18 protein-coding genes are annotated in these 18,483 nt (G+C 73.1%); 6 read left to right on the forward strand and 12 right to left on the reverse strand.

Annotation, left to right across the window (positions count from 1 at the left end):
- Positions 1 to 36 precede the first annotated feature (36 nt).
- Positions 37 to 1,419 (reverse strand): DUF4331 domain-containing protein, encoded by a 1,383-nt coding sequence (locus FHS22_RS23850; RefSeq protein ID WP_184945011.1) that lies wholly within the window; start codon positions 1,417 to 1,419, stop codon positions 37 to 39.
- A 227-nt stretch (positions 1,420 to 1,646) separates the two neighbouring features.
- On the opposite strand from FHS22_RS23850, the gene FHS22_RS23855 reads away from it, so the two are divergent.
- A complete protein-coding gene (locus FHS22_RS23855) occupies positions 1,647 to 2,963 on the forward strand; it encodes a carotenoid oxygenase family protein (RefSeq protein ID WP_184945013.1) in 1,317 nt (438 codons plus the stop codon).
- Between the two features lie 81 nt (positions 2,964 to 3,044).
- Here FHS22_RS23855 and FHS22_RS23860 read toward each other — a convergent pair whose 3' ends face one another.
- Positions 3,045 to 4,100, reverse strand: a complete 1,056-nt coding sequence (locus FHS22_RS23860) for a class I SAM-dependent methyltransferase (protein ID WP_221474008.1) — start codon at positions 4,098 to 4,100, stop codon at positions 3,045 to 3,047.
- Positions 4,101 to 4,313: 213 nt separating this feature from the next.
- Between FHS22_RS23860 and FHS22_RS23865 the strand changes: the two genes are divergently transcribed.
- Positions 4,314 to 5,219, forward strand: a complete 906-nt coding sequence (locus tag FHS22_RS23865) for a peptidase associated/transthyretin-like domain-containing protein (protein WP_184945015.1) — start codon at positions 4,314 to 4,316, stop codon at positions 5,217 to 5,219.
- Positions 5,220 to 5,235: 16 nt separating this feature from the next.
- On the opposite strand, the gene FHS22_RS23870 is transcribed toward FHS22_RS23865, so the two are convergent.
- The 4 genes from FHS22_RS23870 to FHS22_RS23885 form a co-directional block, all read right to left on the reverse strand.
- Positions 5,236 to 6,468: an MFS transporter gene (locus FHS22_RS23870; RefSeq protein WP_184945017.1), complete on the reverse strand. Its 1,233-nt coding sequence runs from the start codon at positions 6,466 to 6,468 to the stop codon at positions 5,236 to 5,238.
- On the reverse strand, positions 6,465 to 7,424 hold the full coding sequence (locus tag FHS22_RS23875; protein WP_184945019.1) for an alanine racemase: 960 nt from the start codon (positions 7,422 to 7,424) through the stop codon (positions 6,465 to 6,467). The genes FHS22_RS23870 and FHS22_RS23875 overlap by 4 nt, the downstream gene beginning before the upstream one ends.
- A gap of 5 nt (positions 7,425 to 7,429) precedes the next feature.
- Positions 7,430 to 8,545: a SagB family peptide dehydrogenase gene (locus FHS22_RS39335; RefSeq protein WP_184945021.1), complete on the reverse strand. Its 1,116-nt coding sequence runs from the start codon at positions 8,543 to 8,545 to the stop codon at positions 7,430 to 7,432.
- Between the two features lie 502 nt (positions 8,546 to 9,047).
- The gene (locus FHS22_RS23885) at positions 9,048 to 9,818 is read right to left on the reverse strand and encodes an SGNH/GDSL hydrolase family protein (protein ID WP_184945022.1); all 771 of its coding nucleotides are present in this window, start codon (positions 9,816 to 9,818) and stop codon (positions 9,048 to 9,050) included.
- 163 nt (positions 9,819 to 9,981) lie between these two features.
- Between FHS22_RS23885 and FHS22_RS23890 the strand changes: the two genes are divergently transcribed.
- The 4 genes from FHS22_RS23890 to FHS22_RS23905 all read left to right on the forward strand — a co-directional run bounded on the left by FHS22_RS23890 (position 9,982) and on the right by FHS22_RS23905 (position 12,436).
- Positions 9,982 to 10,257, forward strand: a complete 276-nt coding sequence (locus FHS22_RS23890; RefSeq protein ID WP_184945024.1) for a metal-sensitive transcriptional regulator — start codon at positions 9,982 to 9,984, stop codon at positions 10,255 to 10,257.
- A 179-nt stretch (positions 10,258 to 10,436) separates the two neighbouring features.
- Positions 10,437 to 11,039, forward strand: a complete 603-nt coding sequence (locus FHS22_RS23895; RefSeq protein WP_184945026.1) for a DUF305 domain-containing protein — start codon at positions 10,437 to 10,439, stop codon at positions 11,037 to 11,039.
- Between the two features lie 264 nt (positions 11,040 to 11,303).
- Positions 11,304 to 11,918 carry a DUF1707 SHOCT-like domain-containing protein gene (locus FHS22_RS23900; RefSeq protein WP_184945028.1) on the forward strand — a complete coding sequence of 205 codons (615 nt, stop codon included), beginning with the start codon at positions 11,304 to 11,306 and terminating at the stop codon, positions 11,916 to 11,918.
- Between the two features lie 140 nt (positions 11,919 to 12,058).
- Entirely contained in the window at positions 12,059 to 12,436 is a 378-nt protein-coding gene (locus tag FHS22_RS23905) for a hypothetical protein (protein ID WP_184945029.1), read from the forward strand.
- Between the two features lies 1 nt (position 12,437).
- On the opposite strand, the gene FHS22_RS23910 is transcribed toward FHS22_RS23905, so the two are convergent.
- The 6 genes from FHS22_RS23910 to FHS22_RS23935 all read right to left on the reverse strand — a co-directional run bounded on the left by FHS22_RS23910 (position 12,438) and on the right by FHS22_RS23935 (position 18,482).
- Positions 12,438 to 12,944 (reverse strand): DUF3237 domain-containing protein, encoded by a 507-nt coding sequence (locus FHS22_RS23910; protein WP_184945031.1) that lies wholly within the window; start codon positions 12,942 to 12,944, stop codon positions 12,438 to 12,440.
- A gap of 62 nt (positions 12,945 to 13,006) precedes the next feature.
- Entirely contained in the window at positions 13,007 to 14,707 is a 1,701-nt protein-coding gene (locus FHS22_RS23915; protein ID WP_184945033.1) for a CocE/NonD family hydrolase, read from the reverse strand.
- 40 nt (positions 14,708 to 14,747) lie between these two features.
- The gene (locus FHS22_RS23920; RefSeq protein ID WP_260408210.1) at positions 14,748 to 15,608 is read right to left on the reverse strand and encodes an ABC transporter ATP-binding protein; all 861 of its coding nucleotides are present in this window, start codon (positions 15,606 to 15,608) and stop codon (positions 14,748 to 14,750) included.
- Complete coding sequence (locus FHS22_RS23925; protein ID WP_338047904.1) at positions 15,605 to 16,633, reverse strand: ABC transporter ATP-binding protein; 1,029 nt, start codon at positions 16,631 to 16,633, stop codon at positions 15,605 to 15,607. Before FHS22_RS23925 ends, FHS22_RS23920 begins: the two co-directional genes overlap by 4 nt.
- Complete coding sequence (locus FHS22_RS23930; protein ID WP_184945034.1) at positions 16,630 to 17,499, reverse strand: ABC transporter permease; 870 nt, start codon at positions 17,497 to 17,499, stop codon at positions 16,630 to 16,632. The genes FHS22_RS23925 and FHS22_RS23930 overlap by 4 nt, the downstream gene beginning before the upstream one ends.
- Entirely contained in the window at positions 17,496 to 18,482 is a 987-nt protein-coding gene (locus tag FHS22_RS23935; RefSeq protein ID WP_184945036.1) for an ABC transporter permease, read from the reverse strand. The genes FHS22_RS23930 and FHS22_RS23935 overlap by 4 nt, the downstream gene beginning before the upstream one ends.
- Position 18,483: the final 1 nt, after the last annotated feature.

The following is an 18,483-nucleotide window of genomic DNA, read 5'->3' on the forward strand; positions in this document are numbered from 1 at the left end:
GGGGCGGGACCGGGCGGGCCCGCCCCCGGAGGCGGATCAGTTCTGGTTGACCGAGGTGGTGCCGGGCAGCGGGATGTACGGGAACGTCGCCCCGGACGGCTTGTCGTTGGCGTCCACCTTGTCCCCGGCGGCCAGCGCGTCGACGAGCCTGCCGGTCAGCGCGGCGCCCGCCACCGCCTGCAGGGAGATGTCGACCACGTCGTCGCCGAGGCGGCGGCCGTTCGGGTAGCCCTGCGGGTCGCCGCCGATCACGCCGAGGCGGCTGGGGTCCTTGCTGAGCGGGACGGACATGTTCAGCCGCAGCATCTCGGAGGGGCGCAGCCTGCCCGCGTCCTTGTTGAGGGTCTGCGAGTTGAGGTCCGCCTTGATCGGGCCGTTGGCCTTGGCGATGCCGGTCAGGAAGATCTCGACCAGGTCGTCGCGCGGGGTCGCGGGCGCCTTGATGCCGTAGACGGACTCCAGGAGCCTGGCCACCTCGGGGTCGGTGACCCGCTTGACGACGGCGGGGATGCCGGCGTCCTTGTCGGGGCCGATCGCGTTGAAGGCGTCCTTCAGCCCGGCCGGGACCACGAGCTCGTTGACCAGCGGCTGCCCCAGGCGGGAGACCTGGACGAAGCCCTTCGGGCTCCACTTGTCCACGGTGGACCAGACGCCGATGACCGGGTTGCGCTTCGCGTCGCCCTTGAGGGCGAGCTCGTCCTTGGGCAGCTGGAGGCCGAGGGTGTGGACGTTGTAGCCCTTGAGGGTGTCCTGGCCGACCTCGGACAGGTCGCCGCCGTAGAGCAGGTCGAAGACCCGCAGGTCGAGGAAGAACGCCTCGTCCGACTGGCCGGCGAAGGTCCTGCCGCCGCCCTTGAGCCCGACGACGGCCTGGGCCCGCAGGGTGGCGTAGTCGGGCATCGAGGCGGGGCCGACGTTGCTCGGGGCCACGGTCCCGTTGGAGACGAGCGTCTCCGTGCCCCTGGAGGTGGTCCTCGTGAGCGTGTAGCGCTGCCTGAACAGCAGGTTCTCGTCGTTCAGCGAGGTGACGGGGCCGTTGTTGTACAGGAAGGTGGTGTTCCCCCGCCGGTCCTGGTCGCGGAACCTCCACTGGTAGGTGATGTCGGGTTTCGCGTCGCCGTCGCTGTCGATCTTGATGTTGTACCGGGAGTTGCTGTCGAACTGGTAGAAGTTCGGCCCGCCGTTCGGTTCCTCGAAGGGGATGAAGTTCGCCAGCAGCGTCACGGTGTCGGGCTTGTCGGGGCTGACGAAGGCGTAGACGTCGGTGTTGTCGTTGCGGGGGTCTCCCGCGGTCATCGGGGCCTCGCGGTGCGAGGACGCCGTGCCGGTGCCGGCTTTCAGCAGGGTGAACGAGGAAGCGACCAGCGCTCCCGCCACACCCAGGCCGACCAGGGCGCGCCGGGTGGTCCGGAGCTCCATGTCAGGGGTCCTTTCGGCCGCCGGCCACGGGCGTGACCGGCCTCGGGATGGGAGAGGAAGGATCCGGCCGGGGTTCCTCGACGTGTTGTTCGTCGCCGGAGCGCCACCGGATTGCCCCGACTTTCCGCGGGCGCGGTCATCGGCGGCCGGGCCGGGTCCGGCCTCGCGCGGATCCCTCCGGCGCTCTAGGTTCGAGGTGTCACCCAGTGGAATGTCCGGGAGGGCCAATGACCCCCGCTTACCTGCAAGGGCACTACGCACCGGTCGCCGACGAGATCAGCGCCGTCGGCCTGCCGGTCACCGGCGAGCTCCCCGCGGAGCTGTCCGGGCGCTACTTCCGCAACGGCCCCAACCCGCTGCCCGGCCAGGACCCCGGCCACTGGTTCCTCGGGCACGGCATGCTCCACGGGATCCGGCTGCGCGACGGCCGCGCCGAGTGGTACCGGAACCGGTGGACGAGGACCACCCTGTTCACCGACGGCGCCCCGTTCATCGGCGACGCCGGCGTCGACCTGGCCGCCGTCAGCGCCAACACCAGCGTCGTCCGGCACGGCGGCCGCATCCTCGCCCTGGTCGAGAACGGCCTGCCGTACGAGGTCGGCCCCGGCCTGGAGACCGTCGGCCCCTGCGACTTCGGCGGGAGGCTGGCGACCGCCATGACCGCGCATCCGAAGCAGGACCCGGTGACCGGGGAGCTGCTCTTCTTCGGGTACGGCTTCGCCCCGCCGTACCTCACCTACCACCGGCTGTCCGCCGCCGGCGAGCTGGTCGAGAGCCGGGAGATCGAGGTCCCCGGGCCGACCATGATGCACGACTTCGCGATCACCGAGAACCACGTCGTCTGGCTGGACCTGCCGGTGGTCTTCGACCTGGAGGGGGCCCTGCGCGGCATCCCGTACCGGTGGGACGACGCCTACGGCGCGCGGCTCGGCGTCATGCGCAGGGACGGCGGGGACGGCGAGCGGGTGCGCTGGCACGAGATCGACCCGTGCTACGTCTTCCACGTCGGCAACGCCCACGAGGACGCGGAGGGCCAGGTCGTGCTGGACGCGGTCCGCTACTCCCCCGGTTCCTTCGCGCAGGCGTGGGAGGCCATCGGCGGCGCGGCGGACCCGGCCGTCGCCGCGGCCTCCGCCGCGGCGATCGGCGGGGCGACCCTGCACCGGTGGACCCTCGGCGCGACCGCGAAGCAGGAGCAGCTCGACGACCTCGGGATCGAGTTCCCCAGCCTCAACGGGGAGCGCACCGGCCTGGCCAACCGCTACCTCTACGCGGTGACCGGCGACGCGGTCGTCAAGTACGACACGGTCACGGGCGCGAGCCTGGTCCGGGCGGCCGGCGGCCCGGCCGGGGAGGCCGTGTTCGTGCCCGCGGAGGGCGCGCGGAGCGAGGACGACGGCTGGCTCATGTCGATCGTCGGCGCCGGGGACGGCTCGGAGCTGCGGGTGCTGGAGGCCGGTTCCCTGGAGCAGGTGGCGGCGGTACGGCTGCCGCGCCGGGTCCCGGCCGGCTTCCACGGCGGCTGGTTCGCCGACGACCGGTGAGGGGAGGCCGCGTGCGCCGCACCCGCGCACGCGGCCGTCCCCCCGGGACGGCTCCGGCCGCCTCGGGAGGACAGGGGCCTTTCAGGGACGCACTTCGTAGACCATGTTGAACGGGTTCTCCGCCACCTTCCGGAAGCGGGTGAACCCGGCCTCGGTGGCGAGCCGCCGGATCGGGGCCTCGCCTGCCTGCGCGCCGAGAGAGTACCCGCCGGCCTGCGACAGCGCGTTGGGCACGCACAGGAACGTCGAGAACGAGTAGTAGGCCCGCCCGACCGGGTTGAGGTTGGCGGCGGGGCTGTCGCCGGCGGCGGGCTCGACCACCATCCAGGTGCCGTCGGGGGCCAGCGACTCCCGGACGCGCCGGGCCGCGCTGATCGGGTCGCCCATGTCGTGCAGGCAGTCGAAGGAGGTGACCAGGTCGTACGGCCCGCCGCCGAACGTCTGCGCGGAGGCGGTCTCGAACCTGACCCGGTCGCCCAGGCCCGCGTCGGCCACCCGGGTCTCCGCCTGCCTGACCGAGTCGGCGTGGTAGTCGGAGCCGACGAACGTGGAGTTCGGGTAGGCCTGCGCCATCAGCACCGTGGACGCGCCGTGCCCGCATCCGACGTCGGCCACGCGGGCCCCGGAGCGGAGCTTGTCCTGGACGCCGTCCAGCGCGGGGATCCAGTTCCCCACCAGGTTGGCGGCGTACCCCGGGCGGAAGAACCGCTCGCAGCCGGTGAACACCTCGGGGTGGTGCTCGTGCCAGCCGACCCCGCCGCCGGTGCGGAACGCCTCGGTGATCCGGTCCAGGCCGTGCAGCGCGCCGACGACGAGCTGGAAGGCGCCCGGGGCGAACACCGCGCCGTCGGGATCGGTCAGCGCGAACGCCTGCTCCTCGGTGAGCCAGTAGGTCCCGCTCGCGGCGTCGTACTCCACGTAGCCGCCGGCGGCCTGGCCGCGCAGCCACTCCTCCACGTACCTCGGGTGGGTGCCGGTCTGCTCGGCGAGCGTCTCCGGCGGCATGGGCTTGCCCGCCAGCGCCCGGTAGAGCCCCAGCCGGTCGCCCACGAGCACGTTGCCCGCGGCCATCGCGGCGCCCACGTCGCCGACGAACTTGTTCAGGAATTCCATGAGTCTGTCCTGGTCGATCGCCATGATCGGTCTCCTGTCCGCTTGGATCTCCGTGGATCGCCGTGGGTCTCCCCGGATCTGCTGGGATCACCACGGGTCACCCCAAGGTTTCTCAGAGCGGTTGCCGGAATGTTGCCGGTCGGAGCGGACCGCGGGGGGGCGACGGGCCGTCTTAAGATGATTCTCACGCTCCCCTCGTAGCTTTCCGGCAGAGCAACGGAATCCGAAGGGGACGGCATGGGACACGACCACGAGGGGCAGCGGGTCAGCCGCCGCACGGCGCTGGCCGGGATCGGCACGATCGGGCTGGGGGCGATCCTCGCGGCCTGCGGCGGGGAGGCCGGGACGCCGTCGACGGTCACCACCTCCACGGGGTCGACCGCCTCGATCACCCCGACGACCGGCGCCGCCTCCGGGCTGGCGGACCTGTTCGCCGGCGCCAACACGTGCGTGCTGACCGAGTCGACGACGCAGGGGCCGTACTACTTCGACGCGGACAAGATCCGCAGTGACATCCGCGAGGACCGGGAGGGCGTCCCCCTCCGGGTCGCGATCAAGGTGCAGGACAGCGAGACCTGCAGACCCCTGTCCGACGCGGTGGTCGAGATCTGGCACTGCGACGCCGGGGGCGTCTACTCCGGCGCCGAGGCGCTGTCGTCCGGGCAGGGCGGCCCGGGAGAGGGAGGTCCCGGCCAGGGCACCCCTCCCTCCGGCGGCCCGTCCGGCGGCCCCGGCCGGGGCACTCCCCCTCCCGGCGGCCCCGGCGAGGGCGGGGGCGACATGGGCGATCTCACCCCGGTCGACGACAAGCGCTACCTGCGCGGTGCGCAGGTCACCGGCACCGATGGGATCGTGCAGTTCGTCACGGTCTGGCCGGGCTGGTACCGGGGCCGGACGGTGCACATCCACGCCATGGTGCACGTCGGTGAGGCCCGGGTGCTGACCACGCAGGTCATGTTCGACGAGGCCCTCAACGGCAAGGTGTTCGAGGCCCAGCCGTACGCCCGGCGCACCGGGCGGGACACCTTCAACGACGGCGACACCATCTACGAGCCGAGCATGCTGATGAAGGTCTCCGAGGAGGGCGAGGGCTACGTGGGCGCCATCGTCTTCTCCGCCGACTCCGACCAGGACAAGGCGTGACCTCGCGGCGCCCGCCTCAGGTGCCGGTCCGCCGCGGCTCCGGCTCTGCCGGGACCGCTCCGATGTCGCGCACGTCGCGCACGAGCAGCAGGGCGAGGGAGGGCAGCAGCTGGCAGAGGAAGGCGACCCACAGCGCGTTGTGCAGGCCGAGTCCCGTGTGCAGCGCGGGGACGAGGAGCAGCCCCAGCGGGTAGCCCGCGTAGGAGCCGAGCCACTCGTAGGAGCTGACCCTGGAGAGCCGGTCCTCCGGGATGTGCCGCTGGAGCGTGGTCTCCCACAGGGTGTTGGAGACCATCAGGGAGACGCCGCCCAGGAAGGCGACCGCGGCGACCCCGGCCGCCGGTGCGCCCAGCGCGAGCAGGAGGAGCTGGAGCGGGAAGACCAGGTCCCAGCAGACGGCGGTGCGCAGCGGATGGACCGGCTTGACGGCCAGGGCGAGCGCGCCGCCGGCGATGGACCCCGCCCCGAAGCAGGCGAGGATCAGCCCCCAGGCGCCCGCGCCGCCGAGGGCCGCGGTGGCGGCCACGGGGCCGAGCACGTGCAGCGCGGCCTGCCACATGTTGACCAGGGAGGCCGCCCCGATGAAGCTCCAGACCCAGCGGCGCGCCCGGAACTCCCGCCACCCCTCGGCCAGGTCGCGCAGCATCCGGGTGGCGGGCAGCGGCTTGGCCGGGAGCCGGAGCAGGCCGAGGAAGGCCGCGCTGGCGGCGAAGGTCGCGGCGTCCACCGCGATGGCCCAGCCCGCTCCGGCGGTGGCGACGAGCAGGCCGGCCAGGGCCGGTCCCGCGACGTAGGCCGCCGACTGCGCGAACCCGCGCAGCGCGTTGGCGTCCTGCAGGCTCTCGGTGCCGACCGTCTCCCGTATCAGCCCGCTGACCGCGGGGGTGAACAGCGCGGAGGCGCCGCCGTGGACGAACTGCAGGGCCGCGAGCATCCACACCTGGGCATGGCCGGTGAGCAGGAGCGCCGCCATGACGCCCTGGCAGGCGAGACGCGCGAGGTCCGCGCCGATCATGACGGCGGTGCGGGGCAGCCGGTCGGCGAGCACCCCGCCGAGGAGCATGAACGCGATCAGCGGGACCGTGCGCGCGATCAGGACCAGGCCGAGGTCCGCGGCCGAGCCCGTCAGGCCGAGCACGGCGAACGCGAGCGCCACCGGGGCCATCATGTCGCCGAGCTGGGAGGCGGACTGCCCCAGCAGGAACCAGCGGAAGTTGCGCTCGCCCAGGACCCGGAGTCTCTGCTTCATGCTTCCCCGCGTACGGTCGGCCAGCGTTCCCCGTCGGAGGTGTGCAGTTCCTCAAGGCGCAGCACGAGCGGGCACACGTGGGCCGGGAGCAGCCGCAGCAGGCCGCCCGGGTGCGGTGAGGCGGCCGAGGGCGCCTCACCGGGGAACGCCCGCCCGTCGGGGAACGTCGCGGTCTCCGGGCTCCAGGGCTGGTGCAGCCCCTCGGTCAGCTCCGCCGCCGCGGCGGCGGGGACGTCGATCCCGACGGCGACGTCCTCGAAGCGGCAGACGCCCAGGCGGGCCAGGCCGGCGTCGCACAGCGCGTAGGCTCCCGCGCCGATCTCGGTGACGCCCGCGACCGTCATGACCGCGCGGGCGGCCGGTGTCCCGCCGACGGCCACGACCGGGCACTCCAGGCCCTCGGCCCTGAGCGCCTCGGCCGCCGAGACGGTGCGGGCCGCCGCCGTACGGCCGATCCGGTCGCGGTCCCGGGCCTCCTCGGGACCGGTGAGGTCCGCGTACCCGCTGACTCCGCCGAGCCGCAGCCCCGCGGTGCAGGCCGCCCGCCGGGCGATGCCCGCGGTGTCGACGCCCGGTTCCACGACGGCGCGGACGCCGATGACGGCGCCGTGCGCGCGGGCGGCGCGGCCGAGCTCCGCCACGGTGTCCACGTCGTCGACGTGCAGGGAGAGCCTGCAGGAGCCTGCCACGCGGGCCAGCGCCGTCAGCCGCTCCCGGTCCCGCCAGGGCCAGGCCACCACGATGTCCTCGAACCCGGCCCCGGCGTAGTGCCGGGCCTCGCCCACCCTGGTGACGGCGATGCCGCCGGCGCCCGCCCGGACCTGGCGTCCGGCGATGCGCGGAGTGCGGTGCCCCTTGACGTGGGCGCGCACCGCCACGCCCGCGGCGGCGGCCGCGTCGTGCAGCCGCCGGATGTTGGCGTCGAGGCGGGCGACGTCCACATGGGCCGAGATCACCGGGCTCACCCGAGCCCGTCCCAGGCGTCCGCGGGCGAGGAGAAGGCCGCCGGACCGCCGTCGGCCATCGCGCGCTGCCGCCGTGCCTCCTCGTCCGTCAGGACCCCCACCCCGGTGAGACCGAGGAAGACCTCCTCGGTCCAGGAGACGCCCAGCGCCTCCTCGACGAGGGCGTCCCGGGTGGCGGCCGTGAAGAACACGCCGAGGCCCAGGGCCGTACCGACGAGGTAGGCGTTCTGGCTGACGTGCCCGAGGTCGAGGTGGAGGCTGCCGTAGCTGCGTCCCGTCGGGTACTTCCAGGCCGTGCGCTCCAGGACCGCCGTGTACAGCAGCAGTACTCCGGCGTTCGCGACGAAGGTCTGGTCCCCGCACCAGCGCAGCAGCTCGTCTCCGGCGGGCGGCGCCGCGGGGAGCGCTTCGAGGGCGTGCTCCCCGGGCGCGTAGCGGTAGATTCCCGGCTCGATCCCGGCCACGTTCACGACCAGGGGATAGACCTCGATCGGATGGCACGAGCCGGCGGAGGGCACGGCCTTCAGGACGGCCGTGCCGAAGTCCCCCAGCCCGACCCGGTGGAGCGGGCGGGCGGTCCAGTGCAGCAGGGCGGCGAGCGCGGCGAGGGGAACCGGCCGTCCCGGATCCAGGCGGCGTCCGGTACGGCGCCGCCGCAGCGCCTCGGCCAGGTCCATCACCGGCGGGGGCGGCTCGGGCAGCGGGAGGAGCGTGCCGGTGGCCGGTCTGCAGGGCGGGGGGCGGACCGCCGCGTGGTCGCGGAGCCGGAGCGTGTCCTCCGCGGCCGACAGGTACCTCGTCGTCTCGTCGGTCCGGGCCGCGAGGTGGTAGTGGGTGGCGGCCGCGCCCCAGCGGCGCCACACGTTCCGCTCCTCCTCCACGCGGTGCTCGGCGGAGCCTTCCACGACCAGGATGCGCCTGCCGAGGAGCTGCTCGGCCAGGGTCCGCCGCGGATCGTCGAGGGTGCCGGGGTCGACCCAGTCGCGGAGCCGCTGGAGGAGCTCCCACGCCGGCTCCCGCAGCGCCACCTGGCGGCCGTGCAGCGGGATGTCGCAGATGAGCTGGCCGTCCCGCCACTGGAAGAAGACGTACCGGGAAACGCGTAGGCGCACCTTTTCCGAGGCCCTCCTCTTCACCCGGCCACCGTCCGGACCGGGTGCTCCCCGACGGGGCGAACGGCGGAACCGGGTGGAGAGCGCCGACGGCCTCCGCCCGGAGTCAGCACCGTCCTGCCCCGACCGGTGAAGAGGGTCCCGGAAGGGATCGGCGGCGGAAACGCCCTCCGGCTGCCGCCGGACCTACGACGGGGCGACGATCAGAGCGATCTTGCAGCTCTCGGGCATCGCGTAGTCGTCCTCGTACGGAGCCTCGAAAGCCGGGACGTCGTTGTGCTCTGCCACAGGCACGGTGTGCCTCCTTCGCATCGAGCGCGCAATACTCCCTGAATAATGCCACCCACCCGAACAGAGTCAACGGTAACTATTAGCGGCCAATAACAACACAGCGCAACAAGCGCATTTTCCAATAGTCATAGCGGCCATTTCGGTACGCCCGGATCCCGTCCCGCCGCGCACGGCCCGGCGGGGGCCCGCCCGTCCGAGGACCGGGGCGGGCTCAGGCCTCGCGCACCGGCAGGAGCGCCGGCCGTTTGGCCACGCGGCCGTCGCCCGACGAGCGTCCCCGCAGCCGCCGCACCAGCCACGGTGTCAGGAACGTCCCGGCCCAGGACAGCTCCGTCCACGCACGCCGCCACGGCGGTGGCGGCGGCAGCGGCGGCAGCGCGTCGCTCCAGGAGGCGTCGCTGCCGGGCAGTTCCAGAGCATGGGCGACGGCCGCCGCGATCCGGGCGTGGCCCAGCGGCGTGGCGTGGATGCGGTCGGTGCTCCACAACCGGGCGTCCGCGGTGACCTCGTAGGCGAAAGCGTCCACGACCAGGACGCCGTGCCGGGCCGCCGCGCCCCTGATCCGCTCGTTGAAGTCCAGCAGGCGCGGCCGCAGGTGCCGGACGAGCGGCGCGATCCGCGCGATGTCGGGGAAGGTGAAGGCGACCACCCTGGCGCCGGAAGCGGTGAACGCCTCGAACATCGCCTCCAGGTCCGCCGTCACCGCCTCGACGTCGAACCCGGGCCGGACGAGGTCGTTCATCCCGGCCATGACCGTCACCAGATCCGGCTCCAGGGCGAGCGCCGCCGGCAGCTGACCGGCCCGGATCTGCCCGGCGCGCTGGCCGCGCACGGCGAGGTTGGCGTAGAGGAGACCGGGATTCCGCACGGCCAGCGACTCGGCCAGCCGGTCCGCCCAGCCCCGGTAACCCGCCCGGTCGTCACCGTCGTTCAGGCCCTCGGTCTGACTGTCCCCGACCGCCACGTATCTCAGGAACCCCATCGGCCGCCTCCACCCATCCATAGTCAATTATATGAATATTACCTGGTATGACTAACGAACGTCCTCCATGACCGCGTCGATCCTGCGAGTGCCCGTCCACGTTCGAGATACCATAGGGGGGTACCGTGTTATGATGGGAGAGGCCGAGCCGAGGGGGAGAGACATGGCGGGATACACCCACAACAGGCAGGACCACCTGCGGCGGCTGCGCCGCATCGAGGGCCAGGTGCGCGGCCTGCAGCGGATGGTCGACGAGGACAAGTACTGCATCGACATCCTCACCCAGGTCTCGGCGGCCAACCGGGCCCTGCAGTCCTTCGCCCTGGCCCTGCTGGAGGAGCACATGGCGCACTGCGTGGCCGACGCCACCGCCAAGGGCGGCGCCGAGGCCAAGGTCAGGGAGGCCGCCGACGCCATCGCCCGCCTCGTCCGCTCCTGAGACGACACCGGGACGCTCCGCGTCCCGGGTTCACCGGCCGGACCGCGGGAGGACCGTACGATGGGGCCGGTAACGGGGCCGGCAGGCGTGATCGGCCCCGGGGCGCCGGGGGCGGCGGCGCACGCGCCGGGGCGGCTGGACCGCGGGCGGGGACACGGACGAACCGGAGAGAGACCACGATGTTCACCGATCGATCCACCGTGCGCAGGATCGCGCTGACCGCCGCGGCGGGGGCCGGCGCCCTGACGCTGCTCGCCGCCTGCGGCGGCGGTGATCGGCCGGCGGCCGACGGCGGTCCCACCGCGAGCGTGCAGCCGTCGGCCTCGTTCAACGACACCGACGTCGCCTTCGCCCAGATGATGATCCCGCACCACCGGCAGGCCGTGGAGATGGCCGAGCTGGCCGGCACCCGGGCGGCCGACGCGGAGGTCAAGGCGCTGGCGGCGAAGATCAAGGCCGCCCAGGACCCGGAGATCGCCACCATGACCGGCTGGCTGGCGGCGTGGGGCAGGCCCGTCGAGCCCGGTGAGGGGCACGGCGGCCACGGCGTGGCGGGCATGACGTCCGAGGACGACATGGCCGCGCTGGAGCAGGCCAGGGGCGCGGCCTTCGACCGCATGTTCACCGAGCTGATGACCGCCCACCACCAGGGCGCGATCGAGATGGCCAGGACCGAGCAGGCCCGGGGCGCCAGCCCCGAGGCCAGACAGCTCGCCAAGACCATCGAACTCGCCCAGCAGGCCGAGGTCGATCAGATGAGCCAGCTCATCGACCGCCTCTGAACGCTCCCACCGGCCGGGGCGCGCATACGGACGGCACGGCGTCCTCGCACTCCCCACCCGGACGGGACCGACGGAGACGGTCCCGACACCCCCGGACCCGGAGGCGCCATGCTCGTGGCTGGTCGCCCCGTATCCGACGACCGGCGGTGAGGCTTCCCCGGGGCGCCGCCCCCACCTGGCCGTCTCCGAGACCGGCCGTGGATCCCGGCCCGCTCCCGGCTTTCAAGATCTTGATTTTTACCCAGGAGCACTATACTTCGCGATATGTCGGGTGATCTGGTGCCGGAGCGCCGCGACCTACGCGTCTCGCACGAAGAGCGCGATCAGGTCGCGGAGCAGCTCAGAATGGCCGCGGGCGACGGCCGTCTCACGATGGAGGAGCTCGACCAGCGGCTCGAGGTGGCGCTGGGAGCACGCACGTACGGCGAGCTCGAAGCCGTCCTGCGAGACCTGCCGCCCGCCGCCGGCGCGGCCCGGGTGCCCGCCCCGGCGCCCAAGGAGCTCATCCGGCTGAAGGCCACCAGCGGCCAGATCCGGCGGGACGGGGCGTGGGCGGTGCCGAGCCGCCTGGAGGTGGAGATCGCCAGCGGGTCCGCGGTCCTCGACTTCACCCAGGCCCTCATCACGCAGCCGGCCTTGGACCTCTCGGTGGCGGTCGGCAGCGGCCAGTTGTCGCTGATCGTGCCGCCCGACGTGGCGGTGGACGTCGGCAGCGTCACGGTTCGCAGCGGCAGCGTCCGGCAGCGCGTGCGGCTCGACCCCGGCACGCCGGTCAGACTGATGGTCACCGTTTCGGGCTCGGTGAAGAGCGGGAGCGTCGTCGTCCGGCGACCGCGCCGCAGCTTCTGGGACTGGCTGCGCCGCCGCCCGCTCCCCTGAGGGTCCGCACCGGCCTGCGAGCGGGATTCCGCGGAGCGCCGCACGGGAGAGGGACTCCGCCCGAGGATTGACGGCGCCCAGGGATTGACGGCGGCCGAGGATTGACGGCGGCCCGAACACATCTGGCATGCTGGGGAGGCATGACCATGGATGTCAGGTACAACCCCGTTGTCGGCTGGCTGTTCATCGTCCTGGGCGGTGTGGGTGCGGTTCTCCAGGTCTGGCTGCTCCTCCTCGGAAGCTTCTCCGTCTTCATCATCTTCTCGGTGTTCTTCCTGATCGCCGGCGCCGTCTCACTCCGCAGGACGTACTTCTCCGTCTATCCCGGCGGAGCCACGACGTACGCCATGATCGGCCCGGCCAAGCGCGACTTCTCCGTCGGCGACCGGCAGCCGCTGACCCTGGAGGGCGGCCGCCTGGTCGTCCGGCTGGAGAACGGCAAACGCAGGACGGTCGGCTCCCGCGCCATGTCCCACCCCGCCGACTGGAAGAGGCTGGCCGCCGCCATGAACGGGTGAATCAGGCCAGGGCGTACATCCGGATGGCGACGACGTCGCTCGCCGCCTCGCGGGCGAGACCGACGAAGACGGTCTCGGCGAGCCACCGGTGCGCCGGCGCGTCGGTGCGGAAGGCCGGCGACGTGCGGTAGTACACGCCGGCGCGGGACACCTGGAGGTCACCGTCGTACTGGTCGGGACACTGCGTGCCTTCGTGGTAGTACCCGCGGTTGACGATGTCGATGACCGCGCCGTCCTCCGCCTGGAGGAGGTAGCGGGCGTCCAGCTCGCAGACGCGACCGCGCATGTTCGACCAGTCGCCGCCGCCGGGCAGGACGGTCCCGCGCAGCAGCGGGCCCTCGACGGTGCCGCCGACGATCGGGGTGAACTCGGTCCTCTCGCCGTCTCCGTGCCCGACGTGCAGGGTGGGGGCGAGATGGGCGCGGATCTCGAACGCGAAGGTCAGCGCGGGGGCGAACGGGGCGCGGCCCTCAGGCGCGTTCGGCTCCGTGGAAATGGCGTCGGACATGTTCGGCTCCATGGGTGTGTGCGGATTCGAGGAGTTCCCCGGGACGGACGACGGCGGCCGCGTCAGGGATTGCCGCTGCGGCGCTCGCGCGCCTGGCGGAGCTGGTCGGGCTGCCACCTGCCGATGCGCAGGCAGGAGGGCCGGGAACCGCCCAGGATGATCTCCCTGGTGACCGGCTCGCCGGGCAGGCTGCTCCACGGATCGGCTCCGGCGGGGCACTCGGCGACGTACTCGGGGAAGTCGCTGCTCATGACGTCGAGCGCGAGGCGGTGCCCGGCACGCAGCCGGTAGGCGATGCTCTGCAGGTCCACGACGGCGTCCTCGCCGTCCAGCGGCACGTCGAGCCGGATCTGTCCCTTGGCGACGAGGAACGCGCCGCCGCCGGGCGCCACGTCCAGCAGGCGCGCGTGGACGTGCGCGCCCGCGGGGGCCCTGAGCCGCAGCAGCAGGGTCACCGCGCCGACCAGGTCGGCGTCCTCGCCGGTGGCGGGCCCGGTGAAGCGGAGCACGTCCCCGCGCCGCCCGACGGCGCTCAGGTCGGAGCGGTCGAACAGGGCCGCGAAGGGGTTGGCACCGACCGAGGGGACCAGGTCGGACGGGTCGTGGGTCCACCGCAGCGAACCCGCCTCCGGGGCCGCCTCGGTGGCCAGGACGGGCACGGGGTCCGAGGACAGGTGGTACTCCAGGTCGGACGCCTGCCGGGGCGGCCAGACGTCGCTCTCGCCCCACCCGCCGTGGCAGACCTCGTAGCGCACCCGGGGCAGCGCCGCCAGGTCGCCGGAGCGGCCGAGGACGGCGTCGAAGAACTCGACCGCGGGGTCCAGGTACCGGGGCAGCATCCGGTCGAGGGCGGCGGGGTCGGCACCGTGGTCGGAGCCCGGGGTGACCGGGGCGTCGCCCAGCCGGTAGTTCTCGTGGTCGATGGCCTCCAGGCGGAGGTAGAGGCGCTCGGCCCACTCCGGCTCCCGCGACAGGGCGCGGACGTCGTGCCAGGACCAGATCGCGCAGTTGTCGAACCAGCCGATCGTGTACAGGGCCGGGACGGGAGGGCTCTCCAGCAGCGCCTTCAGCGGGGGCGGGACGAACCGGGACCCGCCGGTGAACTCGGCGTCGAAGTTGGGTGAGCGCTTCCCGAGCAGCTCGAAGAACTCCTCGAACGTCGCCCGCAGCGGGCGGCGGCCCCAGTCGGGCGCCCACTCGTAGCGGTCGGCGTCCACGTAGTGGGAGGCGAAGTAGAACTTGCGGGCCGTCTGCTCGACGTCCCGTGTGCCGTCGCCGTACTCCAGCACCATCGAGAGCTGGGACCCCGTGACGCGCGGCGCGATGGCCTTCAGCGCGGGGTGGCCGCCGATGGCCGCGGCGATGGTGGTGTAGCCGTAGTAGGAGTCCCCCCACATGACGACGTCCCCGTCGCACCACGGCTGCTCCGTGATCCACTGGATCGTGTCGCGGCCGTCGTCGGCCTCGTGGAGGCCGAACTCGGCCGCCCCCTCCGACCGGTACTTGCCCCGGACGTCCTGGACCACGACGTGGTAGCCCCTGGCCAGGAAGTAGCGGCTGACGACGGGCATGAAGCAGTAGACGCCGTTCTTGTCGTACGGCAGGCGGACCAGCACGACGGCGTTCGGGCGCGCCCCGGCCGGATCCGCCGCGCCGGCGAGATAGACGTCGGCGGCCAGCCGGACCCCGTCCCGCATGGGGATCATGACCTGCTCGGCGTCCTGGGGCACGGCGGCCGGGCCTGTCTTCTTTATGGTCAGCACGTGGTGTCTCCGTGGTTGTAGAGAGAAGCGGTGGAGCGGCTCAGAGCAGGTCGAGCGCGCGGCGGTCCCGGGCCACCCGGTCGAGGTCCCAGCCCGGTGAGGGGATCGAGTCGAGCAGCAGCCGGGTGTAGGGGTGCCGGGGACTGCGCAGGATCTGCTCGGTCTCGCCGCGCTCGACGATGCGGCCGTGCCGCATCACGATGGCGGTGTCGGTGATGTAGCGGACGACCGCCAGGTCGTGGCTGACGAAGACGTACGAGATGCCGGTGTCCCTGCGCAGGTCGTCGAGCAGGGTGAGGATCTGCGCCTGGATGGAGACGTCGAGCGCGGCCACCGCCTCGTCCAGCACCAGGACGCGCGGCGCGACGCCGAGCGCGCGGGCGATCGCGGCCCGCTGCCGCTGCCCGCCCGACAGGTCGCGCGGGAGCGACTGCCCCGCCCGGCTGCTGAGCCCGACCTGGTCCAGGAGCTCGTCGACGCGGGCCCGGTGCTCCTTCCTGGAGCCCGGCGCGTGCAGCCGCATGGGTTCGGCGATGGACTGGGCGATGGTCTGGCGCGGGTCGAAGGAGCCGTAGGGGTCCTGGAAGATCATCTGAAGCCGGCGCGCCTGCCGGAGGCGTGCGCGGCGCGAATGCCCCTCGACGGCCCTGCCGTCGAGGGTGACGGTCCCGGAGGTCGGCTGCTCCAGCCCGGCGAGGATGCGGGCCGTGGTCGTCTTGCCCGACCCCGACTCGCCGACGATCCCGAGCGAGGCGCCGGGCATCAGCTCGAAGCTCACGTCGTCGACCGCGGTGACGTGGCCGAACCTCTTCACCAGGGACGTCGCACTCAGCACGGGTGCTTTCACGGCGTCACCCGTGCTCATGGCGTCACCCGTGCTCATGGCGTCACCCGTGCTCATGGCGTCACCTGTTCCGGACGGAGGCACGCGACGAGCGACGTCCCGTGCGGGCGGTGGGCGGGCACGGTCTCGGCGCACTCGTCGCCGGCGAGCGGGCAGCGGTCGCGGAACGCGCAGCCCGACGGCGCTTCGGCGAGTGCCCGCGGGCGTCCCCTGATCGCCTTGATCTCCGCTCTGCCGCCGTGCACGGACGGGCTCGCCTCCAGCAGCGCCCTGGTGTACGGATGGGCGGGTGCGCCGAAGAGCGAGGCGCCTGCGGACTCCTCCACGATGCGGCCGGCGTACATGACGTAGACGCGGTCGCAGATGGCGGCGGCGAGGTCGAGGTCGTGCGTGACGAAGAGCATGCCGGTGCCGTGGGCCCGCTGCATCTCCTTCAGCAGTCCGATCACCTCGGCCTGGGTGGTGACGTCGAGGGCGGTGGTGGGCTCGTCGGCCAGGAGCAGCTCCGGTTCCGTCGACAGCGCTCCGGCGATCACGACCCGCTGGAGCATGCCTCCGGAGAACTCGTGCGGGAAGCGCCCCATCGCGCCCTTCGGATCGCGGATGCCGACCTGGCCGAGCAGGTCCAGCGCCTGCTCGGCGGCCCCGCGCGCGGGCACGCCGCGCGCCCGCAGCCCCTCGGTGAGGTAGTCGCCGATGCGGCGTACCGGGTTGATCGAGGCCCGCGGGTCCTGGAAGATCATCGAGACCCGGGTGCGCCGCAGGTCGCGCAGTTCCCTGTACCCGGCGGCGAGCACGTCGACGCCGGAGACCGTGACGCCGCCGGTGGCGCGCGCACCGCGGGGCAGCATGCCCAGGGCGCTCCGGGCGGTCAGCGACTTGCCCGAGCCGGACTCTCCGACCAGGCCGACGGTCTCCCCCCGCCCCACCCTGACGGTGACGTCGGCGAGCAGGGGGATCTCACTCTCTCCGGTGCCGACGGCGAGGCTCAGCCGGGAGATGCCGAGGGCGTCCCGCCGGGTCCCGGCTCCCCCGTCCGGGGCCTCCTCGCGCGCCGGCGTCTTCTTCGCGAGCACCTTCACGCTCCCTCACTCTGCTTGCGGCCGATGGACCCGCCGAGGTGCTCGCCCAGCACGTTGACGCTCACGACGGTCAGCAGGACCGCGAGACCGGGCAGCAGCCCGCTCCACGGCTCGCCCTGCAGGATGGCGCTGCGCGCCTGGCTGATCATCGAGCCCCAGTCCGCGTCCGGCGGCCGGACGCCGAGCCCCAGGTAGGACAGGGCCGCCAGGTCCACCAGCGCGTATCCGAAGGCCAGGGTGCTCTGCGCGATGAGAACCGGCATCACGTTGGGCAGCAGGTGGCGGAGCGTCACCCACAGCTCGCCGAAGCCCATGACGCGGTAGCTCTCCATGTACGGCCGCGCCCCCTCCTGGATCGCCACGCTGCGCACGACGCGGCCCACGAAGGGCGTGTAGCTGACGGCCAGGGCGCAGATGGGGGCGGTGAGCCCCGGCCCGGACACCGCCACGACGAGCATCGCCAGCAGCAGGCTGGGGAAGGCGAAGACGATGTCCATGCCGCGCGAGACCACCGCGTCGGCCCAGCCTCCCGCACGGGCGGCGAGCAGGCCGAGCGCGATCCCGAGCACCCCCGACAGCAGCACCACGCCCAGGGGCGCGAGCAGGGAGAGCCGGGCGCCGTACATGACCCTGGACAGCACGTCCCGGCCGGTGGAGTCGGTGCCCAGCCAGTGCCCCTCGGTGCCCGGGGGCAGCAGGGAGTCCAGCAGGCTCGTGGCGTCCGGGGAATGCGGCGCGAGCACGGGGGCCAGCAGCCCCGCGACGGCGACGAGGAGCAGGAACCCGGCCGCGAACGGGACGATGAGCGGCCGGCGCCGTCCTCTTCTGGCGCTCCGTGCCCGGAGCGCGGGAATCGTCAGGGTCATCGGCCGGCTCCTCCCAGCGCCACGCGCGGATCGATGAACGGCATCGCCAGGTCCACCAGCGTGTTGACGACCACGAACAGCAGGACCGCGATGAGGGCGATGCCCTGCACGACGGGGAAGTCCCGCCGTGACACGGAGCTGACCAGCAGGGAGCCGACGCCGTCCAGGCCGAACGCGGTCTCGACGACGGCGGTGCCGACGAACAGGCTCGCGAACAGCAGGCCGACGATCGTGAGCATGGGCGCGAGCGCGTTGCGCACCACGTGCCTGCGGATCACGGCGGCGGCGCCCACCCCGCGGCTGCGCGCCACCTCCACGTGCTCGCGGCGCAGCTCCTCGGCGAACGCCGCGTTGCCGACCCGGGCCAGGACGCCGAAGGCGACGATCGCCATGGCGACCGCGGGCAGGGTCAGGTGCCACAGCCGGTCGGCCAGGCCGGTTCCCGCGCCGGTGGCGGGGAACCAGCCGAGGCCGACCGAGAAGAGCGCCAGGAGCCCGATGGCCGACACGAACGTCGGCGTGGCGGTGGTGACCGCCGCCGCCATGCCCGCCGCCCGGTTGACCAGGCCGCCCTTGACCGCGGACACCAGCGCCACCGCGAGGCCGGACACGACCGCCAGGACCGCCGAGTACAGGATCAGCGGGCCGGACACCCCGAGCCGGTTCGTGATGAGGGAGGTGACGCTGGTCTGGTAGTTCGTCGACATTCCGAAGTCCAGGCGGAGCGCGTCGCCGATCCACGCCAGGTACCCCTGCACGAAGCCCCGGTCGAGCCCGTGGCGGTGGCGCAGCGCCTCGATCTGGTCCGGGGTGAGGCGGCGGCCGCCGGTCATCGCCAGGACCGGGTCCCCGGGGACCAGCCGGAGCGCGCCGTAGATCAGGACCGACGCGAGCAGGACGGTGAGGATCCCGCCGAGGACGCGCTTGCCGATCCAGCCTGCGAACGCGCGCTTCCCGGCCCGGTCCGCACGTGTGCGCTTCATC

This window comes from Thiemannella venezuelensis, assembly GCF_014203605.1.
In the GTDB taxonomy this organism is placed as follows: domain Bacteria; phylum Actinomycetota; class Actinomycetes; order Streptosporangiales; family Streptosporangiaceae; genus Planomonospora_A; species Planomonospora_A venezuelensis.